Source organism: Pigmentiphaga sp. YJ18, assembly GCF_038066655.1.
Taxonomy (GTDB): domain Bacteria; phylum Pseudomonadota; class Gammaproteobacteria; order Burkholderiales; family Burkholderiaceae_B; genus Pigmentiphaga.
This window is the reverse complement of sequence record NZ_JBBUKU010000001.1, coordinates 627016-645470: the sequence shown is the minus strand read 5'-3', so window position 1 is coordinate 645470 and position 18455 is coordinate 627016. Positions and strand designations below refer to the sequence as shown.

Here is an 18455-nt window from a genome sequence, read left to right as displayed (position 1 = left end):
GTCAGCCGCGCCGCTTCACCCGGCCGCGCCGAAACGCCGGCGCAACTGGGCTTCCATGTGCGAGAAGGTGTCGAACATGTCGCGCACCTTCTCCTGCGGCAGGCCGTCCAGCACCGAGGCCTGCAGCCGCTGGATGCTTTCCGCCATGCGCTGGTAGCTGTCGCGCCCCTTGCGCGTGGGCAGGATCTCGGAGAAGCGCGCGTCGCTGTCGCTCAGCCGCCGCTCGATCAGCCCCGCCGTATGCAGCTTGCGCACCGCGCGTGAAATGGCCGACTTGTCCAGGGTTACCCACTGCATGATGTCCGAGGCGGGCATGGGCGCGTAGCTGCAGACCACGCTCAGCACCTTCCACTGGTGCGTGGTCAGGTCCTCGGCGCCATAGACCTCGGCCGTGGCCTTGCCGAGCAGGAAGCTCAGGATGGACAGGTGGTACGACAGGTTGCCCTCGAAGGCGGAGGCCGGTTCGGCCTGGGGCTGCGGGGATGCCGGCTTCGCCGGGGCCGCCTTGGACTTGGGTTGTGCCATGCGATGTGAAAAAAACAACTGGTTGTCGAATGATACCGTTTCACGCCGGCAGCGGCAGCTTGCTCGAGAACTTCACTTCCCTTAGCGACAGGCTGGTGCGCACCGTGGCCACGTTGGGCAGCGTGCGCAGCACCTTGTCGATGAAGTCGCGCACCGAATCCAGGTCCTCGGCCACCACCATCATCACGAAATCGGCCTCGCCCGTGACGCGGTGGCAGGTCAGCACCTGGTCGTTCGCCGCCACCAGTTGCTCCAGCGCCTCGAAGGCCTTGGCCGTATGCGGCGAGAAATTCAGGCTGATGAAGGCCAGCTCGCCCAGCCCCAGCTTGCGGCGGTCCAGCATGGCCTGGTAGCCCTGGATATAGCCTTCGGACTCCAGCTTGCGTAGCCGGTGCCAGCAGGGGGTTTCGCTTAGCGCCACGCGCTGGGCCAGCTTGGCGTTGGACAGGCGGCCGTCTTCCTGCAGGTGACGCATCAATTGCAGGTCGGTCTGGTCCAGGGATTCGGTCGGAGCATTCTTTTTCATTGATTCATCGTAGAAAAAGAATCTTCTTCTGTAAAGGCGGTCAATGGCGGTAACGCCCCGAATTCGGCCGCTTCGTTCAGGGGGACTTCCTTGCCGATGCGATTGCGGCCCTGGCGCTTGGCGTGCGCCAGCAGCCGGTCGACATGGGCATAGGCGTCTTCGAAAGACACCTCGCGTCCGAAACTGCCTATGCCGAAACTGGCCGTGCAGCGCAGGCCGGGCACGATGGACGAGAAATCGTGCTGCGCCAAGGCCGCCTGCAAGCGCGCCGCGGCCTGCTCGGTTTCCCCCAGTGTCGCCCCCGGCAGGACCAGCATGAATTCCTCGCCGCCTATGCGGCCCAGGGCGTCCATCTTGCGCACGTGCTGCGCCAGGACGCCCGCCATGGCCTGCAGCACCGCGTCGCCCACCGGGTGGCCGTAGCGGTCGTTGATCTGCTTGAAGTGGTCGGCGTCCAGGATGACGAGCCCGTAGTGCTCCGTGGCCCTGCGGCTCCTGGCCAGGAAATCGAGCAGGCTGTTGCGGTTGCGCAGCCCGGTCAGCGCATCGCGTTCGGACACCAGGCTGAAATGGGCGATGGTGCGGAACGCCGTCAACAGCACCAGCAGCACCGCCGCGCCCACGCTGAAAAGATAGAAGCTGAGCTGGGTCAGCACCCAGTACATGCCGCCGTCGTACCCATAGGTCAGGGTCTTGGCGTTCATGGTCAGCAGCACGCGCGGCAGCAGGCTGACGGTGCCCAGCAGCAGGAAACCGAACAGCAGCCGCTCCAGCGCCGTACCCCGCGCAAGATGCCGGATCCGCCACAAGGCCAGCAGGAACAGCAGGGTCACCGCCATGTACAGCGTGCCTATCCGCAGGCCGGACCAGGCCGGATCGCGGACGCTCCACAGGCGCACGGCCAGCATGGCGACCACGATCAACGCCGATGGCCAGGGCGGCAGGCGCTTGCGTTCCAGCTGCGCGATGCCGCTGGCGAACAGGAAGGCGCCAACGCCGTACAGCACGCCCGTCGCGGCGATGTTGGCCATCAGGTTGGCGGGCCAGAGCGTGATCTGCAGGATCAGCCCCGTGCCGTAGCCTGTGAAGGCACCGATGAAATACCGCAGGTGCGGAGGGCGCCCCATGAAACGCCATGCGCCGCCCAGCAGCGCGGCGATCAGCAGCGCCACGAGAGGGTGGGAAAGCGCGAGTAGCGTGTCGGTATGGGACATGGGAGGGTCTGTCCCCGCCAGTGTAGCCCTGATGGGGTTTTTGGGGCCTTTCCGGGTGTCTGGGTAGTCGTATAGGGATTTCTTCCTTCTTAAACCTTAAAAAAGGGAGAATCTTCTTTCCGAGGCAGTGGAATGCCCAAAAAAAGCAAGGCTATTTCCGCCCGCCTGGAAGATACTATCGGACGTATCCGTATCAGCATCACCACACTCAGGAGCGGCTCATGGGGCGGCAAGACGACAACAAATCCAAAGTGGCGATCATCGGCTCGGGCAACATCGGCACCGACCTGATGATCAAGATCATGCGCCATGGCAAGGCCCTGCAAATGGGCGCCATGGTCGGCATCGACCCGAAATCGGACGGCCTGGCCCGCGCCGAGCGCCTGGGCGTGCCCATTACCGCGGGCGGCATCGACGGCCTGCTGGCCATGCCCAACTTCGACGAAATCCGCATCGCCTTCGACGCGACCTCGGCCGGCGCCCACAAGCGCCACAATGAACTGCTGCAGGCCAAGGGCGTGCAGGTCATCGACCTGACTCCCGCCGCCATCGGCCCGTATGTGATCCCCGCGATCAACATCGACGAGCACCTCGACTCGCCCAACATCAACATGGTCACCTGCGGCGGCCAGGCCACGATCCCGATGGTCAACGCCGTGTCGCGCGTGGCCAAGGTGCACTACGGCGAAATCATCGCCTCGATCTCCAGCAAGTCGGCCGGCCCCGGCACGCGCGCCAACATCGACGAGTTCACCGAGACCACCTCCAAGGCCATTGAAGTGATCGGCGGCGCCGCCCGCGGCAAGGCCATCATCATCCTGAACCCGGCCGAGCCCCCGCTCATCATGCGCGACACCGTGTTCACGCTGTCCGAAATGGCCGACACCAAGGCCATCGAGGAAAGCATCGCCGAGATGGTCGCCAAGGTGCAGAGCTACGTGCCGGGCTACCGCCTGAAGCAGCGCGTGCAGTTCGACGAAATCCCCGCCAGCGCGCCGCTGAACGTCCCCGGCCTGGGCAAGCTGTCCGGCCTGAAGACCTCGGTGTTCCTGGAAGTGGAAGGCGCCGCGCACTACCTGCCCGCCTACGCCGGCAACCTGGACATCATGACCTCGGCCGCCCTGGCGTGCGCCGAGCGCTTCGCGCAGACCCACCTGGTCGAAGCCGCCTGAGGATCGAACTATGAGCAACAAGAAACTCTACATTTCCGACGTCACGCTGCGCGACGGCAGCCACGCCATCCGCCACCAGTACAGCATCAAGAACGTCCGCGACATCGCCAAGGCGCTGGATGAAGCCAAGGTCGACAGCCTGGAAGTTGCCCACGGCGACGGCCTGTCGGGCTCCAGCTTCAACTACGGCTTCGGCGCGCACACCGACCTGGAATGGATCGAGGCCGTGGCCGACACGGTCAAGCACGCCAAGGTCGCCACCCTGCTGATCCCCGGCGTGGGCACCGTGCACGACCTGCGCAACGCCTACGACGCCGGCGCGCGCGTGGTGCGCGTGGCCACCCACTGCACCGAGGCCGACGTCTCCAAGCAGCACATCGAATACGCCCGCAACCTGGGCATGGACTCGGTGGGCTTCCTGATGATGAGCCACATGACCACGCCCCAGGCGCTGGCGCAGCAGGCCAAGCTGATGGAAAGCTACGGCGCCTCGTGCGTGTACGTGGTCGATTCGGGCGGCGCCCTGAACATGAACGACGTGCGCGACCGCTTCCGCGCCTTCAAGGACGTGCTCAAGCCTGAAACGCAAACCGGCATGCACGCCCACCACAACCTGAGCCTGGGCGTGGCCAACTCCATCGTCGCGGTGGAAGAAGGCTGCGACCGCATCGACGCCAGCCTGGCCGGCATGGGCGCCGGCGCCGGCAACGCGCCGCTGGAAGTGTTCATCGCCGCCGCCGAGCGCATGGGCTGGAACCACGGCTGCGACCTGTACACCCTGATGGACGCCGCCGACGACATCGTCCGGCCGCTGCAAGACCGCCCGGTGCGCGTCGACCGCGAAACCCTGGCCCTGGGCTACGCCGGCGTGTACTCCAGCTTCCTGCGCCACGCGGAAACCGCCGCCGCCAAGTACGACCTGAAGACCGTGGACATCCTGGTCGAGCTGGGCCGCCGGAAAATGGTGGGCGGCCAGGAAGACATGATCGTCGACGTGGCGCTGGACCTGAAGAAGTAATCGGCAGGCCGTTGCGACGGCCGCCGCGGTGTTTGAGTAGTAGTTAGCACGTGGCGCCGAAGGGCGCTTTGGTAGCCCGGAATGGTTTTCCATTCCGGGCTTTTTTACGTAGTATCGGCAATATCGATATTTCGGGATTATCGGTATTATCGATTTCTTGGCATTACAAACCAAGATTTGTTATTGCGCTGTATCGAGAAGAGCGATAAATTGGTTTTATCGATATAGCCGATGAAAAGCCATGTTCCGAATTTCCATGCCTTCTCAAATTGGAACCATATTGGTCAGTCGCCGCAAGTCCATGGGCCTTTCCCAGGCCGTGGTTGCCTCACGTCTCGGTATCAGCCAGAACCGTCTGTCGGAACTCGAAAAGAACCCTGCTCATCTGACGCTGGATCGCTTGTTGGCGTTGACGGCGATATTGGGTTTGGACCTGGTGCTGCAGGAGAAGGGGAAACCGTCGACGGCCGGCGGCGAGTGGTGACCATGGGCCGTCCTTCCCAAACCCGGGCTCTGGACGTATGGGCCAATGGCATTCGAGTTGGGCAATGGCGCCTTCCCGCCCGGGGCGCGGACGAATTCCTCTACGACGACGCTTGGGCGGTTTCGCCGGTCGGACGCCCGCTTTCCCTGTCCTTGCCTGTGCCATTGGATCCGATTCCGCTGCGCGGTGCGGCGGTCCGCAGTTTTTTCGACAATCTGCTGCCTGACAGCGATCGGATACGCCAACGTATTCAGACTCGTTTCCGGACCGCGGGAACCGGCGCTTTCGACCTGCTGGCGGCGATAGGCAGAGACTGCGTCGGGGCGGTGCAGTTGCTACCCGAGGGAGAAGACTGCCCCGACATACGGCGCATCCTGGCCGAACCGCTGGGCGACGCCGATGTCGAGCGCATTCTGCGAGGAGCCGCTGGTTCGCCGCGAGGAGTCGGCCAACTCGATGACGATGACGAAGAACTCAGGATCTCGATCGCCGGCGCCCAGGAGAAGACCGCGTTGCTGTGGCATGAGGGTCGGTGGTGTCGGCCGCTAGGTGCGACGCCCACGACGCATATCTTCAAGCTGCCGCTCGGGTTGGTTGGGAACCGGCAAGCCGACATGCGCACCTCCGTAGAAAACGAATGGCTGTGCGCGCAAATGCTGTCAGCGTTCGGCGTGCCTGCGGCATCGTGCCGGATCGGGGAGTTTGGCGAGCAGAAAGTATTGATCGTCGAGCGCTTTGATCGACGGCTTGCCGACGGTGGCTATTGGTTGCGCCTGCCTCAGGAGGACTTCTGCCAAGCCTGCGGCGTATGGGCGGACGTCAAATACGAAGCGGATGGAGGCCCGGGTTTGAAAGAGATTGCCGCCATCCTGGCCAACTCCGACCGCCGCGACACGGACTTGCGCACACTGTTGCAGGCCCAATTGCTGTTCTGGCTGCTGGCGGCCACGGACGGGCATGCCAAGAATTTCTCCATTCATCTGTTGCCTCAGGCGCATTACCAACTGACGCCGCTCTACGATGTGCTATCGGCATGGCCCGTGATCGGCAAGGGTGCCAATCGGCTCGATTACAAGAAGTTGAAACTGGCGATGGCGCTGCCCGGCAAGAACAAGCACTACAAGCTGGCCGAGGTGCAACGCCGGCATTTCAACAACACCGCGCGCTTGTGCGGCTATGGGCCGGATATGGAGCAGATCATCGGGGAAACGCTGGCGAACGTCGATGGTGCGCTGGAAGATGTGGGTAACAAGCTTCCAGCGGGCTTTCCTGCCGATGTCTTCGAGTCGATTGCCTCGGGAATGCGCCAGTCCGCCGCCAGATTGGCGGCCATGCCGAGTTAGCTGCCAGCAAACCGGGCCATGGGGCGCAGGGGGCGCACCCACGCGCCCCAGGCTCGGAGTGCGAGACCCCTACTGCCGCGCGATCGCCGCGGCGGCATCGGCCTTCATCTTGTCCAGCGCCGCGCTGGAAAGATACCGGCCCTTCAGCACCACGGCCCGGATCCTGCCCAGGTTCGCCACGTCGGCCACCGGGTTGGCGTCCAGCACCACCAGGTCGGCGTCCTTGCCTTCCTCCACCGAGCCCAGGCTGGACTGGCGCCCCAGGAACTCCGCCGGATCCCGCGTCGCCATCTGCAGGACTTCCAGCGGCGAAAAACCCGCCGACGCCAGCTCGCGGAACTCCTGGTGCAGGCTGACGCCCGGCACCAGCCAGATGCTCATGTCGCCGCTGAAGTCCGAACCGGCCATGATCCTGACACCGTTCTGCTTCATGAGTTTGGACACCCGCTTCTGCAACTCGTAGAACTGCTGCAGCGTAGTAACCGCGCTCGCGGGCAGCTTGGCGAACTGGTCACCCACCTGCTGCCAGATCGCGCGCGTGGACTTGTCGATATAGACCAGGTTGGGGTCATTGCGGTACTGCGCATCGTTGCCGTAATCCTGCGTGCGCAGCCGGATCAGCGTCAGCGTCTGCCAGGTGCCGTTCTTCGCGAACACCTTGCTCAGCTCGACGCACTTGGCTTCATCGTAGGTGTCCAGGATGCGCTGGTAGAACGGCGCGTTCTGGGCGCCATCGTAGGCACGTGGATTGGTGACGAAGGTAGGCGGGAAGGGCGGCTTCAGCGACCCGGCCAGCGCCGCCGGGCGCAGCGTCTGTTCCTCGCTCGAGCAGTCCATCAGCAACCCCCAGCCGGCGCCCAGGTGATCGAAGGACGGCGCGCCCGCGTTGCTCGCGTCCCGCGCGCTGATGGCGGGGTTCAGGTGCGCCTCGCCGCCATGGAAAATGACCTCCGGCGCCAGCACCCGCCCCGCGGCGCTGTCCTGGTTCAGCACCTTGCCGCGTTCCATGTTGGCCGGGGAATCGGATTCCTCGCGGAACCCCGTGATGCCGCTGGCGATCATCAGCGGCCAATAGGGCGGATCGCGGTCGGCACTTTCCACGGCATGCGCGTGCATATCCAGGTAGCCGGGCACGACGTATTTACCCGATACGTCGATGGCCTGCGCGCCGCTCGTGGCGCGCAGCGGCTGCGAGGTGATGCGCCGGATCTTCCCGCCTTCCACGTGGACGTTCATGCCGGCCGCGAGCGAGCCGTCGCGCGTGTTCACCACGGTCGCGTTCTGCAGGACCGTTCCACCGGCCACGTCGATGCCGCCGTCACCGCCGCCGCCACAGGCGGCAAGGATGGGCAGCAGGGCCGAGAGGGCGCCAAGAATGGCGTGCTTGCGTCGTGTCATTGCCTGTCTCCGTTTGGTGTCGTTATCCGCGTCGGATCTTAGGAGGCCCAGGCTCGGCCGAGGAGATGGCGGCTTTGCCGCGACGATACCCACGAGGTATCGGTAATGGGGCGCACCACCTGTTGCACCCCGTTGCCGCTTGTTCCAGGATAGTTGGGAATACTGGAGGCGAACCCATCCAACCCCCACAGGAGCACAGCATGGTCTCGGATCGCAACGTGGAAAAAGCCAAGGATGCCCTGGAAGACGGCGCGGACGCCGTCGACAAGGCCGCCCACGCCACCGCCGACAAGGTGACCCGCGCCACCCGGCGCGCCAAGGACGCCGCCTCGGACGCCCTGGACCAGGGCAACGACACGCTGGAGGAAGCGCTGCTGTGCGCCAAGGACGTCATCCGCCAGCACCCCATTACGTCGGTGGCGGTGGTGGCGGTGGTGGCGTATCTGTGGGGGCGGATCCGGGGGTAAGGTGGAAGGGGCGGTGCGCGCGGGCCGCCCCCCTCGGAATCATCCGGCCTGTCGTGCCGATAGTTCGCGTCCGGCTTGCTGGAACATCGCACGCAGCCAGCGGTGCCCGGGATCCTTGTGGCTACGCTCGTGCCAGTATGCCGCGTAGCGGATGCGCGGCAGGCGCAGCGGCACTTCCAGCAACCGCAGCGCGTACTGGTCGGCGAATGGCCGGGCCAGCATGCGCGGCAGGGTCGCCAGCATGTCGGTGCGCGAGACGATGGCCGGTATGGTCAGGAAGTTCTGGACCAGGAACGGCCGCTCGATCTTGCGCCCCCCTTTGGCTACCGCCTCGTCCAGCACCACGGCCGTGGTCGGCCGGCCCGTACCCAATGGGCGCACGTGCGGGCACCGCAGGAAATCCTCCACCGTCAGCCTGTCCCGGATCGTGGGATGCGAGCGGCTGGCCAGGCACACGACCTGGTCCTGGAACAAGGACATGGATCGCAGCGTCGGCGTGGGCGCCAGCAGCCAGGCGATCCGGAGATCCACGTCGCCGGCTTCCAGTTGTTCGATGGCCCGGGCCGGCTGCGGCGGGCGCACCTCGATGCGGATGTCGGGCGATTCCCGCCGCAGGCGCTCCAGCAAGGGCGGCATCAGCATGTGCTCGGCATATTCGGGAATGGTTACCACGAAGCGCCGGCGCGACGTCGCGGGATCGAAGCGATCGGCGGGCGAGATCATCCTGTCGTACTCCGCCAGGATCTGCCGCGCCGACTGCTCCAGTTCGCGTGCCCGCTCGGTGGGCACCATGCCGCCGCGGGTGCGAACGAGCAGCGGGTCGTTGAAGTGTTCCCGCAGCTTGCCCAGCGTCTGGCTCAAGGCCGGTTGGCCGACACCCAGGAGATTCGCGGCGCGGGTCACGTTCTTCTCGGTGACCAGGACGAGCAGGGCGCGCAGCAGGCGGAAATCCATATTATCCATAGTCGGTGATTTTAGAGATTAGCGAACGCCTATGGCAATGAGCCAGGGGGCTGGAGTCTAATCCAGTCGTGATCAACGACTCTCCCACAACCATGTACCGGACGTTTCAGGAAGCGCAGCAAGGGCTGGCCGGACAACGGCCCGGCGATCCGCTTGCCATGCCCATCGAGGAAGCCCGGCTGCGCCAGTCGCGCTACTTCCAGGCCCTGAACACCGGAGTGCCGGACGTAGCCCGGTCGGACGACCACATCGTGCGCGGACCGCATGGCGACATCCCGGTGCGGCTGGTTGCCAGCCATCGGCAGGAGCGTACGCCCTGTCTGGTGTTCCTGCGCGGCGCGGGGTTCTGGGCCGGCGGCATCGACTCGCACCTCGGCACCATTCATCGGCTGGCGGCGTTGACCGGCTGCGTGATCGCCGCCATCGATTACCGCAGGGCCCCCGAGCACCGCTATCCCGTCCAGCAGGACGAGATCCTGTGCGTGTTGGCATGGCTTCGAAGCCAGGGCGCGGACCTGGGCCTGCATAAGGACGCATGGGCGTTCTTCGGAGAATCCGCCGGCGCGACGCTGGCGCTGTCCGCCACGCTCGCGCTGCGCGACCGGTGGCAGGCGCTACCGGCGGGACTCGTGCTTTTCTATCCCAATTGCGGCGGACCCAGGCAGGGCTCCCGGCCGTATTCCCAGTGGGTATGGCGCAGCTACCTGGGCGACGCGGATCCTGACGCGGTGCCCGGACCGGTTCCCTTGCACCAGGACTTGCGCGGACTGCCCCCGGTGTGGCTGGGCTGCGGCGCGCAGGACCCGCTGCTGGCCGATGCCCTGGAGCTTGCCGGACGCCTGCAACGGGCGGCGGTCCCCCACCACGTCGTGCAATTCCCGGACATGCCGCACGCGTTCGTGATGCACGCGGCCACACTGTGGCCGGCCCGCCTGGCATTGGAGCAGGCGGCGGCGGAGGTCCGCCGCCTGTTCGATTCACCCCTTATGGAAACCCTTCCATCATGAAGCGATACACCCCTACTCAGGAAGAAATGCAAGGCCGCATCGCCAGGTTCAAGGACCTGGTCTCGACCAAGGCGCGCATCCAGGAAAAACTGGGCCTGCCCCAGGAAGTCATGGAAATGATCACGGCCAAGGCCACGTTCAACGTCATGTCCCCGGGGCCCCTGCCGGGGCAGATCTCGCCCCGGCCCGCCGTGGAAGGCGGAGACGCCGGCGTCTTCCGCCTGGGCATCGTCACCTGCCCGCCCGGGCAGGGCCCGGGACTGCACGTGCACTATCACACCCACGAAACCTTCATGTGCCTGACGGGCCGCTGGCTGATCCAGTGGGGCGACCACGGCGAGGAAAGCACCGTGCTCGAGCATCTCGATCTGATCGCGCTGCCTCCCACCGTCACGCGCCGGTTCGAGAACCTGTCCGACCAGGACGCGCAACTGCTCGTGATCGTGCAAGGCCAGCGCGACCAGTTCGACGACATCGACCGCGACCCGGCCACCGCGGAGAAGATCGCGTCCCGCTTCGGTCCCGAAATCGTCTCCCGGCTGGAAGCCGCCGGCTGGAAATTCACGATAGGCAAGGAGGCGGCCAATGAACATGCCGGAACCTGACATGGCCTCTTTCGATCCGGATGCGCTGGAGCCCCGGCAGCAATACAAGCTGATGAGCGGGACCATCATCCCCCGGCCCATCGCGCTGGTGACGACTCTGGGCCCCGATGGCGTGGCCAATGCGGCGCCCTTCAGCCTTTTCAACATGGTCGGCGTCGATCCTCCCATGTTGATGTTCTCGTTGACGCCGCGGACCGGAGAGGTCAAGGACACCGGCCGCAACATCGAGTCCCTGCCGGAGTTCGTCGTCCATATCGTGGACGAAGGCGTCAAGGAAAAGATGAACATCTGTTCGGCTGACTTTCCTCCCGGCACCAGCGAAATCGACTTCGCCGGCCTGCGCACGGCGTCTTCCATCAAAGTGCGGCCGCCGCGTCTGGTGGAATGCCCGGCCCAGTTCGAATGCCGCCTGATCGACATCATCAAGGTCGGCCGCCGGCCCAACCATCTCGTCATCGGCGAGGTGGTCATGATGCATTACCGCGAAGGCATCGTGGACCCGGCCAAATTCTATGTGGACGCCGCGCGGCTGGCCCCCATCGGCCGGCTGGAAGGCGCCGGCATGTACACGCGCGTGACCGACCGCTTTCAGATGGGACGCCCCGAGATTCCCGGCGTGCCCGCCACCAGCGGCTGAACGGCCGCCGGCTTCCCAAGAAAAGGAGACAACATGAAGATTTCGCACTGCCTTCGCGGCCTTGCCGTGGTGGCCGCCCATGCCGTCCTGGCCCCATGCGCACCCGCGATGGCGCAGGGCTTTCCCACCAAACCGGTCAAGCTCGTGGTTCCCTACACGCCCGGCGGCGCAGCGGATATCCTGGGCCGCGTCGTGGCCGACGGCCTGGGGCGCCGGCTCGGCCAGCCGGTCATCGTCGAAAACAAACCCGGCGCGGGCGGCGCCATCGCCGCCAAGTACGTGGCCGACGCCCCCGCCGACGGCTACACCCTGCTGCTGGGCGGCACCACGCCCCTGGTGCTTTATCCGCTGCTGTACGAACGCCAGGCCTACGATGCCCGCAAGGACTTCACCGGCGTCGGCATGCTGGCCTACTCGCCGCTGGTGCTGGTGGTGAACGCGCAGTCCCCCGCCCGGTCAGTGGGCGACTTCGTCAAGGCTTCCCGGGCCGGTTCGCTGGCCTACGGTTCTGCCGGCAACGGCACCGCCATGAACATTGCCGGGGAACTGTTCAAGAGCCAGGTGGGCGCCGACCTCATGCACGTGCCCTACAAAGGCAGCCCGCCGGCGCTGAACGCACTGCTGGCCGGCGACATCGCCTCGGTGTTCGACCTGGTCGCCTCGGCCAAGCCCTTCATCGACGGCGGCAGGCTCCGGCCCCTGGCGGTCCTGAGCGGCCGGCGCAGCGGTGCCCTGCCCGACGTGCCCACCTTGCGGGAGCTGGGCTACAAGGACTTCGACTTCTCCGTGCGCTACGCATTGATCGCCCCCAGCGCCACACCGCCCGGCGTCATCGGGCGCTTGAACACCGAACTCAACGCCGTCCTGCGCGACCCCGCGGTCGCCCGCCAGCTCGCTACCCTGGCACTGGACGTCATGCCCGGCCCTCCCGAGGCCGTCATGGACTTCGCCCGGACCGAGATCGAACGCCTGGCGCCGGTCATCAGGAACGGGGGGATTCGCCTGGACTGAATACTGCGGCGCCACGTCTTCCGCCGGCCTGCCCCGGTGCCCGGTGTTCATGCCGGATGCGCGCCCCCGCGCGGGGTGCGAGAATACGGCATAACACCACGGCATAGCCCGGCAGGAGACGATTTTGCAGAGCCCCCTGTCCTCCCTCAAATTCAACACCGCCTCCGGCCACATCTGGCTGGACGAAGAGCGCATGCTGCTCCTGCACGCGCGCGCCCTGGGCGCCTTGCGCAAGGAACTGTTCGATTCGCTGGGCGTGGAACGCACCCGCGGCCTGCTGGTCCGCATGGGCTATGCCTCCGGCATGCGCGACGGCGCCTACGCCGTCAAACGCCGCCGCGCCGGCATGCAGACCAACGAAGCCTTCCTGCTCGGCCCCAAACTGCACGCCGTCGAAGGCGTCGTCCAGGTCGAACCCATAGAACTCAGCATCGACCTTGCCAGGAATCATTTCTACGGCGAATTCCTGTGGCGCAACTCCTGGGAATGCGAAGCCGACGTCCAGGAATACGGCCACGGCGAAGACCCGGCATGCTGGACCCAGATCGGCTACGCGTCCGGCTACTCCAGCGCCTTCATGGGCACGCCCATCGTCTACAAGGAAATCGAGTGCCGGGCCCAGGGCGACACCCACTGTCGCATCGTCGGCCAGCCCGCCGACGCGTGGCAGGACGAGGCCTACCTGAACTACTTCGCGCCTCATCCCTTCGCCGGCCAGTTGATCGAATACTCCATCGGCCTGGAACACCTGCGTTCCTCGTCCACGCGGAAGCCGGCGAACCAGCCCCTGGCCGGCGCTTCCGCAGCCTTTCAGGCGGCCTTCGAACTGCTGCGCAGCGCCGCCGGCAGCCCCATCACCGTCCTGCTGCAAGGCGAGACCGGTGTCGGCAAGGAAGTGTTCGCCCGCTGGCTGCACGACAACGGCGAGCGGGCCAAGGGACCCTTCATCGCCGTCAACTGCGGCGCGATTCCCGCCGACCTGATCGAGGCCGAACTGTTCGGTGTGGAAAAGGGCGCCTACACCGGCGCGCATCTGGCCCGCTCCGGCCGCTTCGAACGTGCGAATGGCGGCACCCTGTTCCTGGACGAAATCGGCGACCTGCCGCTGGCCATCCAGGTCAAGCTGCTGCGCGCGCTGCAAAGTGGCGAGATCGAACGCCTGGGCAGCGAAAAATCGCAACGTGTCGATGTCCGCATCGTTGCCGCTACCAACGTCGATTTGCAGAAGGCCATGCAGGACGGGCGCTTTCGGCCGGATCTGTACTACCGGCTGAATACCTTTCCCATCACCATTCCACCGCTGCGCGAGCGGCGGGCAGATATTCCGGTGCTGGCCAGCCGCTTCCTGCAGAAGTACGGCGGGCTATACGGCAAGAAGCCGGGCGGGCTGACGGATCGGGCGATGCAGGAGCTGCTGAACCACCATTGGCCGGGAAACGTACGCGAGCTGGAGAACGTGATCGAACGCGCGGTGTTGCTGAGTCCGGATGGAGAGCCGATCGAGGCGACGCATTTGTTCGGGCAGCGGCTGCCGGGCGGGGATTGCGCGGGGCGTGTGGCGGATGGTGGGGAGGTGGTGGAAGGGGAAGGCGGGGAGATCGATCTGGTTTGTGGGGATCTGATCGAGAGGAATGTGCCGCTGGGGACGCTGGAGCAGGGAATGATGCGGGTGGCGATGCAGCGGGCGGGGGGAAATTTGAGTAAGGCGGCTCGGTTGTTGGGGATTACCAGGGCGCAGTTGGCTTATCGGTTGAAGAGGGAGGGGATACCGGTTTAGGGGGGCCGACGGCCGGGCCCTTTCATAGCCTGGGTCCGATTGCTTGCGGATTGTCGTTCGAGTATTTAAAATGAGATTAATTCTCATTTTGACTTGCTCCCTTTCGCCCTGATGCCCGCTCCGGATTTACCGCTTGCCGATGATTTGACCGGCCTGTATGCCGAGCACAGCACTTGGCTTCAGGGCTGGCTGCGCAGGCGCATCGGCGACACATTTACGGCGGCTGATGTGGCGCAAGATACTTTCCTAAGCCTGCTGGACCGCAAAACTGCGACCGAGGAGATTCGTGAGCCGCGGCCGTTCCTGGCGACGATCGCCAATCGGCTGCTTGCGCACCGGCATCGTCGACAACTGCTCGAAACCGCCTATTTCGAAGCCATCGCGAGCCTGCCCGAAGAAGTGGCCCCTTCGCCAGAGACGCGACTCATCGCGGTCCAGAGTCTTCAGGAGATTGACCGCGTGCTTGATGGATTGCCTCCCAGGGTGCGGGAAGCTTTTCTGTTGGCACACTTGGCCGAACTGAGCTACGCCGAAATCGCCAAGCGGCTGGCAGTCTCGGCCAGCTCGGTCAAGCAGTATCTCGCCAGGGCCAACCGCGAATGCCTGTTCGCAATGACGTTCTGACGCCATGGCCACCCCTAGCGACACCTTGACCCTGCCCAATGGTCGGGTGATCAGCCGGGCCGCTGCGGATGCTGCCGCGGACTGGCTCACGCTGTTGATGTCCGGTGAGGCGGGTGAGGAGCAGCAAAGACAGTGGCGCCAGTGGCGCCTGGCGCATGCCGACCATGAAGCTGCCTGGCAGCACGTCGAGTCCGTTACGGGCCGAATGAAATCGTTGGGACCCAGTCCGGCATACACGGCTCTGTCATCCTATGGCGCGAGCCGCCGGCCATCCTCCGTTGCTCGTCGACGGACCACGCAGGTACTCGTGTGGGGCGGTCTAGCCGCCGGCGCCGGGCTTCTCGTTTCACGTACCGGTCCCTGGCAGGCCAGTATGGCCGACTGCCGGAGTGCTACAGGCGAGCAGCGCAGCTTTGCACTGGAGGACGGCACGCAGCTCATGCTCAACACGGGCAGCGCAGTGAATCTTCGATTCGATGCCAGTGAGCGTCGCATCCTGCTGGTGGCGGGCGAAATCATGGTTGCGACTCGCCATGGCCCGAGTTTGTCCGCCGATCCCCGGCCGCTGCTGGTGGAGACCGCCGAAGGCACCATCCGCTCGCAGGGCACCCGTTTCACCGTACGCCAGCGCCCCGAACGCACCAGCGTGGCGGTTCTGGAGAGCGCCGTTGAGATCTCTTCCCGGGGAGCGCCACGCAGCACGCGTGTGCTGCACGCTGGCGAGCAGACGCAGTTCAGCCGCGAGACGATCGAGGCATCCGGTCTGGCCGATGAGCACACGGACGCGTGGACTCGGGGCCAACTCCTGGCTGACGAGCAGCGCCTCGACGACTTCCTGGCCGAGTTGGATCGCTACCGGCCGGGCATGCTGCGTGTCGATCCCCAGGTCGCGGGTCTGCGCCTGTCAGGCGTCTTTCCGTTGGCGGACACCGATCGCATCCTGGCCACGCTGCCCAGCGTGCTGCCGGTACGCGTGCAGTGGCGTACCCGTTACTGGGCGACGGTTGTCCCTGCGGATCGGCGCCTCTGAAATATTTTTTCCGCTTTGACTGCCCGATTGGCGTTCTCGCGGCACCTACCTCATGAGGGACCGGAATTTCCGGAGGTCCGATCACGAGGAACGACATGTCGAATTTGCAGCGGGGCCGCCATTCGGGGGGGCCACATCCATCTCCCGTCGCGCTCGCCGTCCTGGCACTGGCCCTGAGCGTTACGGCCGTCGCACCGTCTCTCGCGAGGGCGCAGGGCGCTGCGCACGCGTCCGGTACGTCCGTCACCGACTTCCGCATACCCGCCGGGCCGTTGGCCCCGGCGTTGCGTGCTCTGGCAAGCACCGCCAACATCATGTTGAGCTTCACGGCTGAGCAGAGCGAGGGCAAGCGCACGACCGGCGTGAACGGGCGTTACCCAGTCGCTAGCGCCTTGGGCCTGCTGCTGGACGGAACCGGCCTTCGGGCTGTGCAATTGGACAACGGCGCATTCGTGCTGCGGGCCGACAGCACTCCCGCAGCCTCGCCACCGGCTTCGGCTGCCGAAGCGCCCGCAGCCGGCATGCTGCCATTAGTCACTGTGATCGGCACGGCTGCTGCCGACAGCACCACCGAAGGTACGCACTCGTATACCACGGGCAGCATGAGCACGGCCACCCGGCTCAACCTGTCGATGCGCGATACGCCGCAGGCCGTCACCGTCATCACCCGCGAGCGCATCGAGGACCAAGGCCTGGCGACGGTCAACGACGTGGTGCAGACCGCCCCCGGCCTGACCTTTCGGCGGTTCGGGCCGGAGCGCGCATCCTTCTATTCGCGCGGCATGTACGTAGACAACATCATGTACGACGGCCTGCCGGTGAGCCTGGACAGCTCCAACCTGTCGCAGGACCTGCTGGCCACCGACATGGCCATCTACGACCGCGTGGAGATCGTGCGTGGCGCCACCGGCCTGGCGCAGGGCGCGGGCAACCCGTCAGCCGCCATCAACCTGGTACGCAAGCGACCGACCAAGGTGCCGCAAATGTCCGCCGGCGTGAGCGCTGGAAGCTGGGACCGCTATAGGGCAGAGTTGGACGCCTCCGGTCCGCTGTCGGAGGACGGCAGTCTGCGCGGTCGCACGGTGATCGCCACTCAAGACTACGGAAGCTACAAGCGCGGCGAAAGCAGCAAGGGCCAGACGCTCTATGGGATCCTGGAGAAGGATCTGGATGCCTCCACCACGGTCACGCTCAGCGCGCTGCACCAGGAGAGCCGGCTGCACGGCAACGGCTTTACCGGCCTTCCTGTGGCTAGCGACGGCAGCGACCTGGGACTGCCCCGGTCCACGTCCTACGCCAGTAACTGGGAACATTGGAACAAGACCACCGACTCCGCCTTCGTGGGGCTGGACCACCGATTCGACAACGGCTGGCGTATGCACCTCTCTGCCTACTACGCGCAGGCCGATGTCGACATGCAGGGCCATTACCTCAGCCACAGCGTTACCACCGGCAACTACAGCCAGCTCGGTGCGCGCAACGCCCACCAGGAAAAGCAGAGCAGCGTGAACCTGTATGCCAACGGCCCCTTCGAACTGTTGGGCCGCAAGCACGAGCTCGTACTGGGCGCCAGCTACCGCAACATCGATTTCGACGGCAACAGCCGCCAAGGCCTGGTGCTCAACAGCAGCCTCGACCCGTACAACTTCGATCCCGGCGCCGTGGCCGACCCGAACATCCCTTTGCGCGACTGGATGGACGCGAAGATCACCCAGCAAAGCGTGTACGCCACGACGCGCCTGAATCTGGCCGACCGGCTGAAGCTGATACTGGGCGGGCGGGTGGACTGGTTCGACTACAACGACACCGTCAACACGTATCCGAACTTCACCTCCAACACGCCTTCCGTCAGCGCGCACAACCGCTACAGCGTCAACAACCATCTGACGAAATACGCCGGCCTGGTCTACGACCTGAACGATCAGCATGCGATCTATGCGAGCTATACCGACGTCTTCAAACCCCAGAACTACCGGGATGCCAGCAACAAGCTGCTCGATCCGGTGGTGGGCCGCAATTACGAAATCGGTATCAAGGGAGAATACTTCGATGGCGCACTGAATGCCTCCGCAGCGGTGTTCCGCATGGACCAGAAAAACCGCGCGTTCCGCAGCACCGACCAGACTCAGTGCGCAAACTACCCGACCGTCACGTGCTATTCCGCCGCTGGAGAGGTTCGTAGCCAGGGCGTGGAGTTTGAGGTGCAGGGCGCCATCACGCCCAACTGGCAGGTGGGTGCCGGCTACACGGTGGCCATCGCGCGCTATCGCAAGGATGCGACCGCCAGCAACGTGGGCGCGCTCTTCGACACCGATACGCCACGGCACCTGTTCAAGCTGTCGACCATGTACCGGCTGTCCGGTGACCTGCAGGGCTGGCGCATCGGTGGCTCGGTTTATCGCCAGGGTTTCATCTACAACAAGGGCACCACGAGCGGCATCCCATTCAACATTACTCAAAGCGCCTACGTCGTAGTCGACCTGGTGGTGGGCTGGCAGGCCGCACAAAATCTGGACCTGCGGCTCAACATCAACAATGTATTCGACAAGAAGTACTACAACGCGTTGTCCGGCAGCGCGAGTTTCCCCAGCAACGTCTATGGCGAGCCGCGCAACGTGATGCTGTCCGCGCGCTACCGGTTCTGAAGCGCGGCG

The 18455-nt window shown here is 65.2% G+C and carries 18 protein-coding genes; 13 read left to right on the top strand and 5 right to left on the bottom strand.

Going from position 1 to position 18455, the window contains the following annotated elements:
• Positions 1-15: 15 nt before the first annotated feature.
• From WKR98_RS03180 to WKR98_RS03170, 3 genes are read right to left on the bottom strand one after another with little or no spacing between them, the layout of a single operon-like run.
• Positions 16-525: a MarR family winged helix-turn-helix transcriptional regulator gene (locus WKR98_RS03180; protein ID WP_341432038.1), complete on the bottom strand. Its 510-nt coding sequence runs from the start codon at positions 523-525 to the stop codon at positions 16-18.
• Between the two features lie 40 nt (positions 526-565).
• The gene (locus WKR98_RS03175) at positions 566-1051 is read right to left on the bottom strand and encodes an Lrp/AsnC family transcriptional regulator (protein ID WP_124691835.1); all 486 of its coding nucleotides are present in this window, start codon (positions 1049-1051) and stop codon (positions 566-568) included.
• Positions 1048-2265: a GGDEF domain-containing protein gene (locus WKR98_RS03170; protein ID WP_124691834.1), complete on the bottom strand. Its 1218-nt coding sequence runs from the start codon at positions 2263-2265 to the stop codon at positions 1048-1050. Before WKR98_RS03170 ends, WKR98_RS03175 begins: the two co-directional genes overlap by 4 nt.
• A 221-nt stretch (positions 2266-2486) precedes the next feature.
• Here WKR98_RS03170 and WKR98_RS03165 point away from each other — a divergent pair, with 221 nt between their 5' ends.
• The 4 genes from WKR98_RS03165 (at position 2487) to WKR98_RS03150 (ending at position 6282) form a co-directional block, all read left to right on the top strand.
• Positions 2487-3437: an acetaldehyde dehydrogenase (acetylating) gene (locus tag WKR98_RS03165; protein ID WP_124691833.1), complete on the top strand. Its 951-nt coding sequence runs from the start codon at positions 2487-2489 to the stop codon at positions 3435-3437.
• Positions 3438-3447: 10 nt separating this feature from the next.
• Positions 3448-4455, top strand: coding sequence for a 4-hydroxy-2-oxovalerate aldolase (gene dmpG / locus WKR98_RS03160; protein ID WP_124691832.1), 1008 nt, complete (start codon positions 3448-3450; stop codon positions 4453-4455).
• 241 nt (positions 4456-4696) lie between these two features.
• Positions 4697-4939 carry a helix-turn-helix domain-containing protein gene (locus WKR98_RS03155; protein WP_124691831.1) on the top strand — a complete coding sequence of 81 codons (243 nt, stop codon included), beginning with the start codon at positions 4697-4699 and terminating at the stop codon, positions 4937-4939.
• A gap of 2 nt (positions 4940-4941) precedes the next feature.
• A complete protein-coding gene (locus WKR98_RS03150; protein ID WP_341432037.1) occupies positions 4942-6282 on the top strand; it encodes a type II toxin-antitoxin system HipA family toxin in 1341 nt (446 codons plus the stop codon).
• A gap of 69 nt (positions 6283-6351) precedes the next feature.
• On the opposite strand, the gene WKR98_RS03145 is transcribed toward WKR98_RS03150, so the two are convergent.
• Positions 6352-7680, bottom strand: coding sequence for an amidohydrolase family protein (locus tag WKR98_RS03145; protein ID WP_124691829.1), 1329 nt, complete (start codon positions 7678-7680; stop codon positions 6352-6354).
• A 200-nt stretch (positions 7681-7880) separates the two neighbouring features.
• On the opposite strand from WKR98_RS03145, the gene WKR98_RS03140 reads away from it, so the two are divergent.
• Positions 7881-8147 carry a hypothetical protein gene (locus WKR98_RS03140; RefSeq protein WP_341432036.1) on the top strand — a complete coding sequence of 89 codons (267 nt, stop codon included), beginning with the start codon at positions 7881-7883 and terminating at the stop codon, positions 8145-8147.
• A 39-nt stretch (positions 8148-8186) separates the two neighbouring features.
• On the opposite strand, the gene WKR98_RS03135 is transcribed toward WKR98_RS03140, so the two are convergent.
• On the bottom strand, positions 8187-9101 hold the full coding sequence (locus WKR98_RS03135) for a LysR family transcriptional regulator (RefSeq protein ID WP_341432035.1): 915 nt from the start codon (positions 9099-9101) through the stop codon (positions 8187-8189).
• 101 nt (positions 9102-9202) lie between these two features.
• Here WKR98_RS03135 and WKR98_RS03130 point away from each other — a divergent pair, with 101 nt between their 5' ends.
• The 8 genes from WKR98_RS03130 to WKR98_RS03095 all read left to right on the top strand — a co-directional run bounded on the left by WKR98_RS03130 (position 9203) and on the right by WKR98_RS03095 (position 18446).
• Positions 9203-10117 (top strand): alpha/beta hydrolase, encoded by a 915-nt coding sequence (locus WKR98_RS03130; RefSeq protein ID WP_341432034.1) that lies wholly within the window; start codon positions 9203-9205, stop codon positions 10115-10117.
• On the top strand, positions 10114-10722 hold the full coding sequence (locus WKR98_RS03125; RefSeq protein WP_341432033.1) for a cupin domain-containing protein: 609 nt from the start codon (positions 10114-10116) through the stop codon (positions 10720-10722). Before WKR98_RS03130 ends, WKR98_RS03125 begins: the two co-directional genes overlap by 4 nt.
• A 1-nt stretch (position 10723) precedes the next feature.
• On the top strand, positions 10724-11359 hold the full coding sequence (locus tag WKR98_RS03120) for a flavin reductase family protein (protein WP_341432032.1): 636 nt from the start codon (positions 10724-10726) through the stop codon (positions 11357-11359).
• A 33-nt stretch (positions 11360-11392) separates the two neighbouring features.
• Positions 11393-12370 carry a Bug family tripartite tricarboxylate transporter substrate binding protein gene (locus WKR98_RS03115; protein ID WP_341432031.1) on the top strand — a complete coding sequence of 326 codons (978 nt, stop codon included), beginning with the start codon at positions 11393-11395 and terminating at the stop codon, positions 12368-12370.
• 124 nt (positions 12371-12494) lie between these two features.
• Positions 12495-14147 (top strand): sigma 54-interacting transcriptional regulator, encoded by a 1653-nt coding sequence (locus WKR98_RS03110; protein ID WP_341432030.1) that lies wholly within the window; start codon positions 12495-12497, stop codon positions 14145-14147.
• Positions 14148-14258: 111 nt separating this feature from the next.
• Positions 14259-14771 (top strand): sigma-70 family RNA polymerase sigma factor, encoded by a 513-nt coding sequence (locus tag WKR98_RS03105; RefSeq protein WP_192901850.1) that lies wholly within the window; start codon positions 14259-14261, stop codon positions 14769-14771.
• Between the two features lie 25 nt (positions 14772-14796).
• Positions 14797-15801, top strand: a complete 1005-nt coding sequence (locus tag WKR98_RS03100; RefSeq protein ID WP_341432029.1) for a FecR domain-containing protein — start codon at positions 14797-14799, stop codon at positions 15799-15801.
• 95 nt (positions 15802-15896) lie between these two features.
• A complete protein-coding gene (locus tag WKR98_RS03095) occupies positions 15897-18446 on the top strand; it encodes a TonB-dependent siderophore receptor (protein ID WP_124691825.1) in 2550 nt (849 codons plus the stop codon).
• Positions 18447-18455: the final 9 nt, after the last annotated feature.

Excerpts from the sequence above, each read along its gene's own strand:
- WKR98_RS03135 (WP_341432035.1), bottom strand. The coding sequence starts at position 9,101 with ATGGATTTCCGCCTGCTGCGCGCCCTGCTCGTCCTGGTCACCGAGAAG.
- WKR98_RS03095 (WP_124691825.1), top strand. The coding sequence starts at position 15,897 with ATGTCGAATTTGCAGCGGGGCCGCCATTCGGGGGGGCCACATCCATCT.
- WKR98_RS03105 (WP_192901850.1), top strand. The coding sequence starts at position 14,259 with ATGCCCGCTCCGGATTTACCGCTTGCCGATGATTTGACCGGCCTGTAT.
- WKR98_RS03125 (WP_341432033.1), top strand. The coding sequence starts at position 10,114 with ATGAAGCGATACACCCCTACTCAGGAAGAAATGCAAGGCCGCATCGCC.
- WKR98_RS03115 (WP_341432031.1), top strand. The coding sequence starts at position 11,393 with ATGAAGATTTCGCACTGCCTTCGCGGCCTTGCCGTGGTGGCCGCCCAT.
- WKR98_RS03120 (WP_341432032.1), top strand. The coding sequence starts at position 10,724 with ATGGCCTCTTTCGATCCGGATGCGCTGGAGCCCCGGCAGCAATACAAG.
- WKR98_RS03150 (WP_341432037.1), top strand. The coding sequence starts at position 4,942 with ATGGGCCGTCCTTCCCAAACCCGGGCTCTGGACGTATGGGCCAATGGC.
- WKR98_RS03175 (WP_124691835.1), bottom strand. The coding sequence starts at position 1,051 with ATGAAAAAGAATGCTCCGACCGAATCCCTGGACCAGACCGACCTGCAA.
- WKR98_RS03180 (WP_341432038.1), bottom strand. The coding sequence starts at position 525 with ATGGCACAACCCAAGTCCAAGGCGGCCCCGGCGAAGCCGGCATCCCCG.
- WKR98_RS03130 (WP_341432034.1), top strand. The coding sequence starts at position 9,203 with ATGTACCGGACGTTTCAGGAAGCGCAGCAAGGGCTGGCCGGACAACGG.
- WKR98_RS03140 (WP_341432036.1), top strand. The coding sequence starts at position 7,881 with ATGGTCTCGGATCGCAACGTGGAAAAAGCCAAGGATGCCCTGGAAGAC.
- WKR98_RS03170 (WP_124691834.1), bottom strand. The coding sequence starts at position 2,265 with ATGTCCCATACCGACACGCTACTCGCGCTTTCCCACCCTCTCGTGGCG.
- WKR98_RS03165 (WP_124691833.1), top strand. The coding sequence starts at position 2,487 with ATGGGGCGGCAAGACGACAACAAATCCAAAGTGGCGATCATCGGCTCG.
- WKR98_RS03145 (WP_124691829.1), bottom strand. The coding sequence starts at position 7,680 with ATGACACGACGCAAGCACGCCATTCTTGGCGCCCTCTCGGCCCTGCTG.
- WKR98_RS03155 (WP_124691831.1), top strand. The coding sequence starts at position 4,697 with ATGTTCCGAATTTCCATGCCTTCTCAAATTGGAACCATATTGGTCAGT.
- dmpG (WP_124691832.1), top strand. The coding sequence starts at position 3,448 with ATGAGCAACAAGAAACTCTACATTTCCGACGTCACGCTGCGCGACGGC.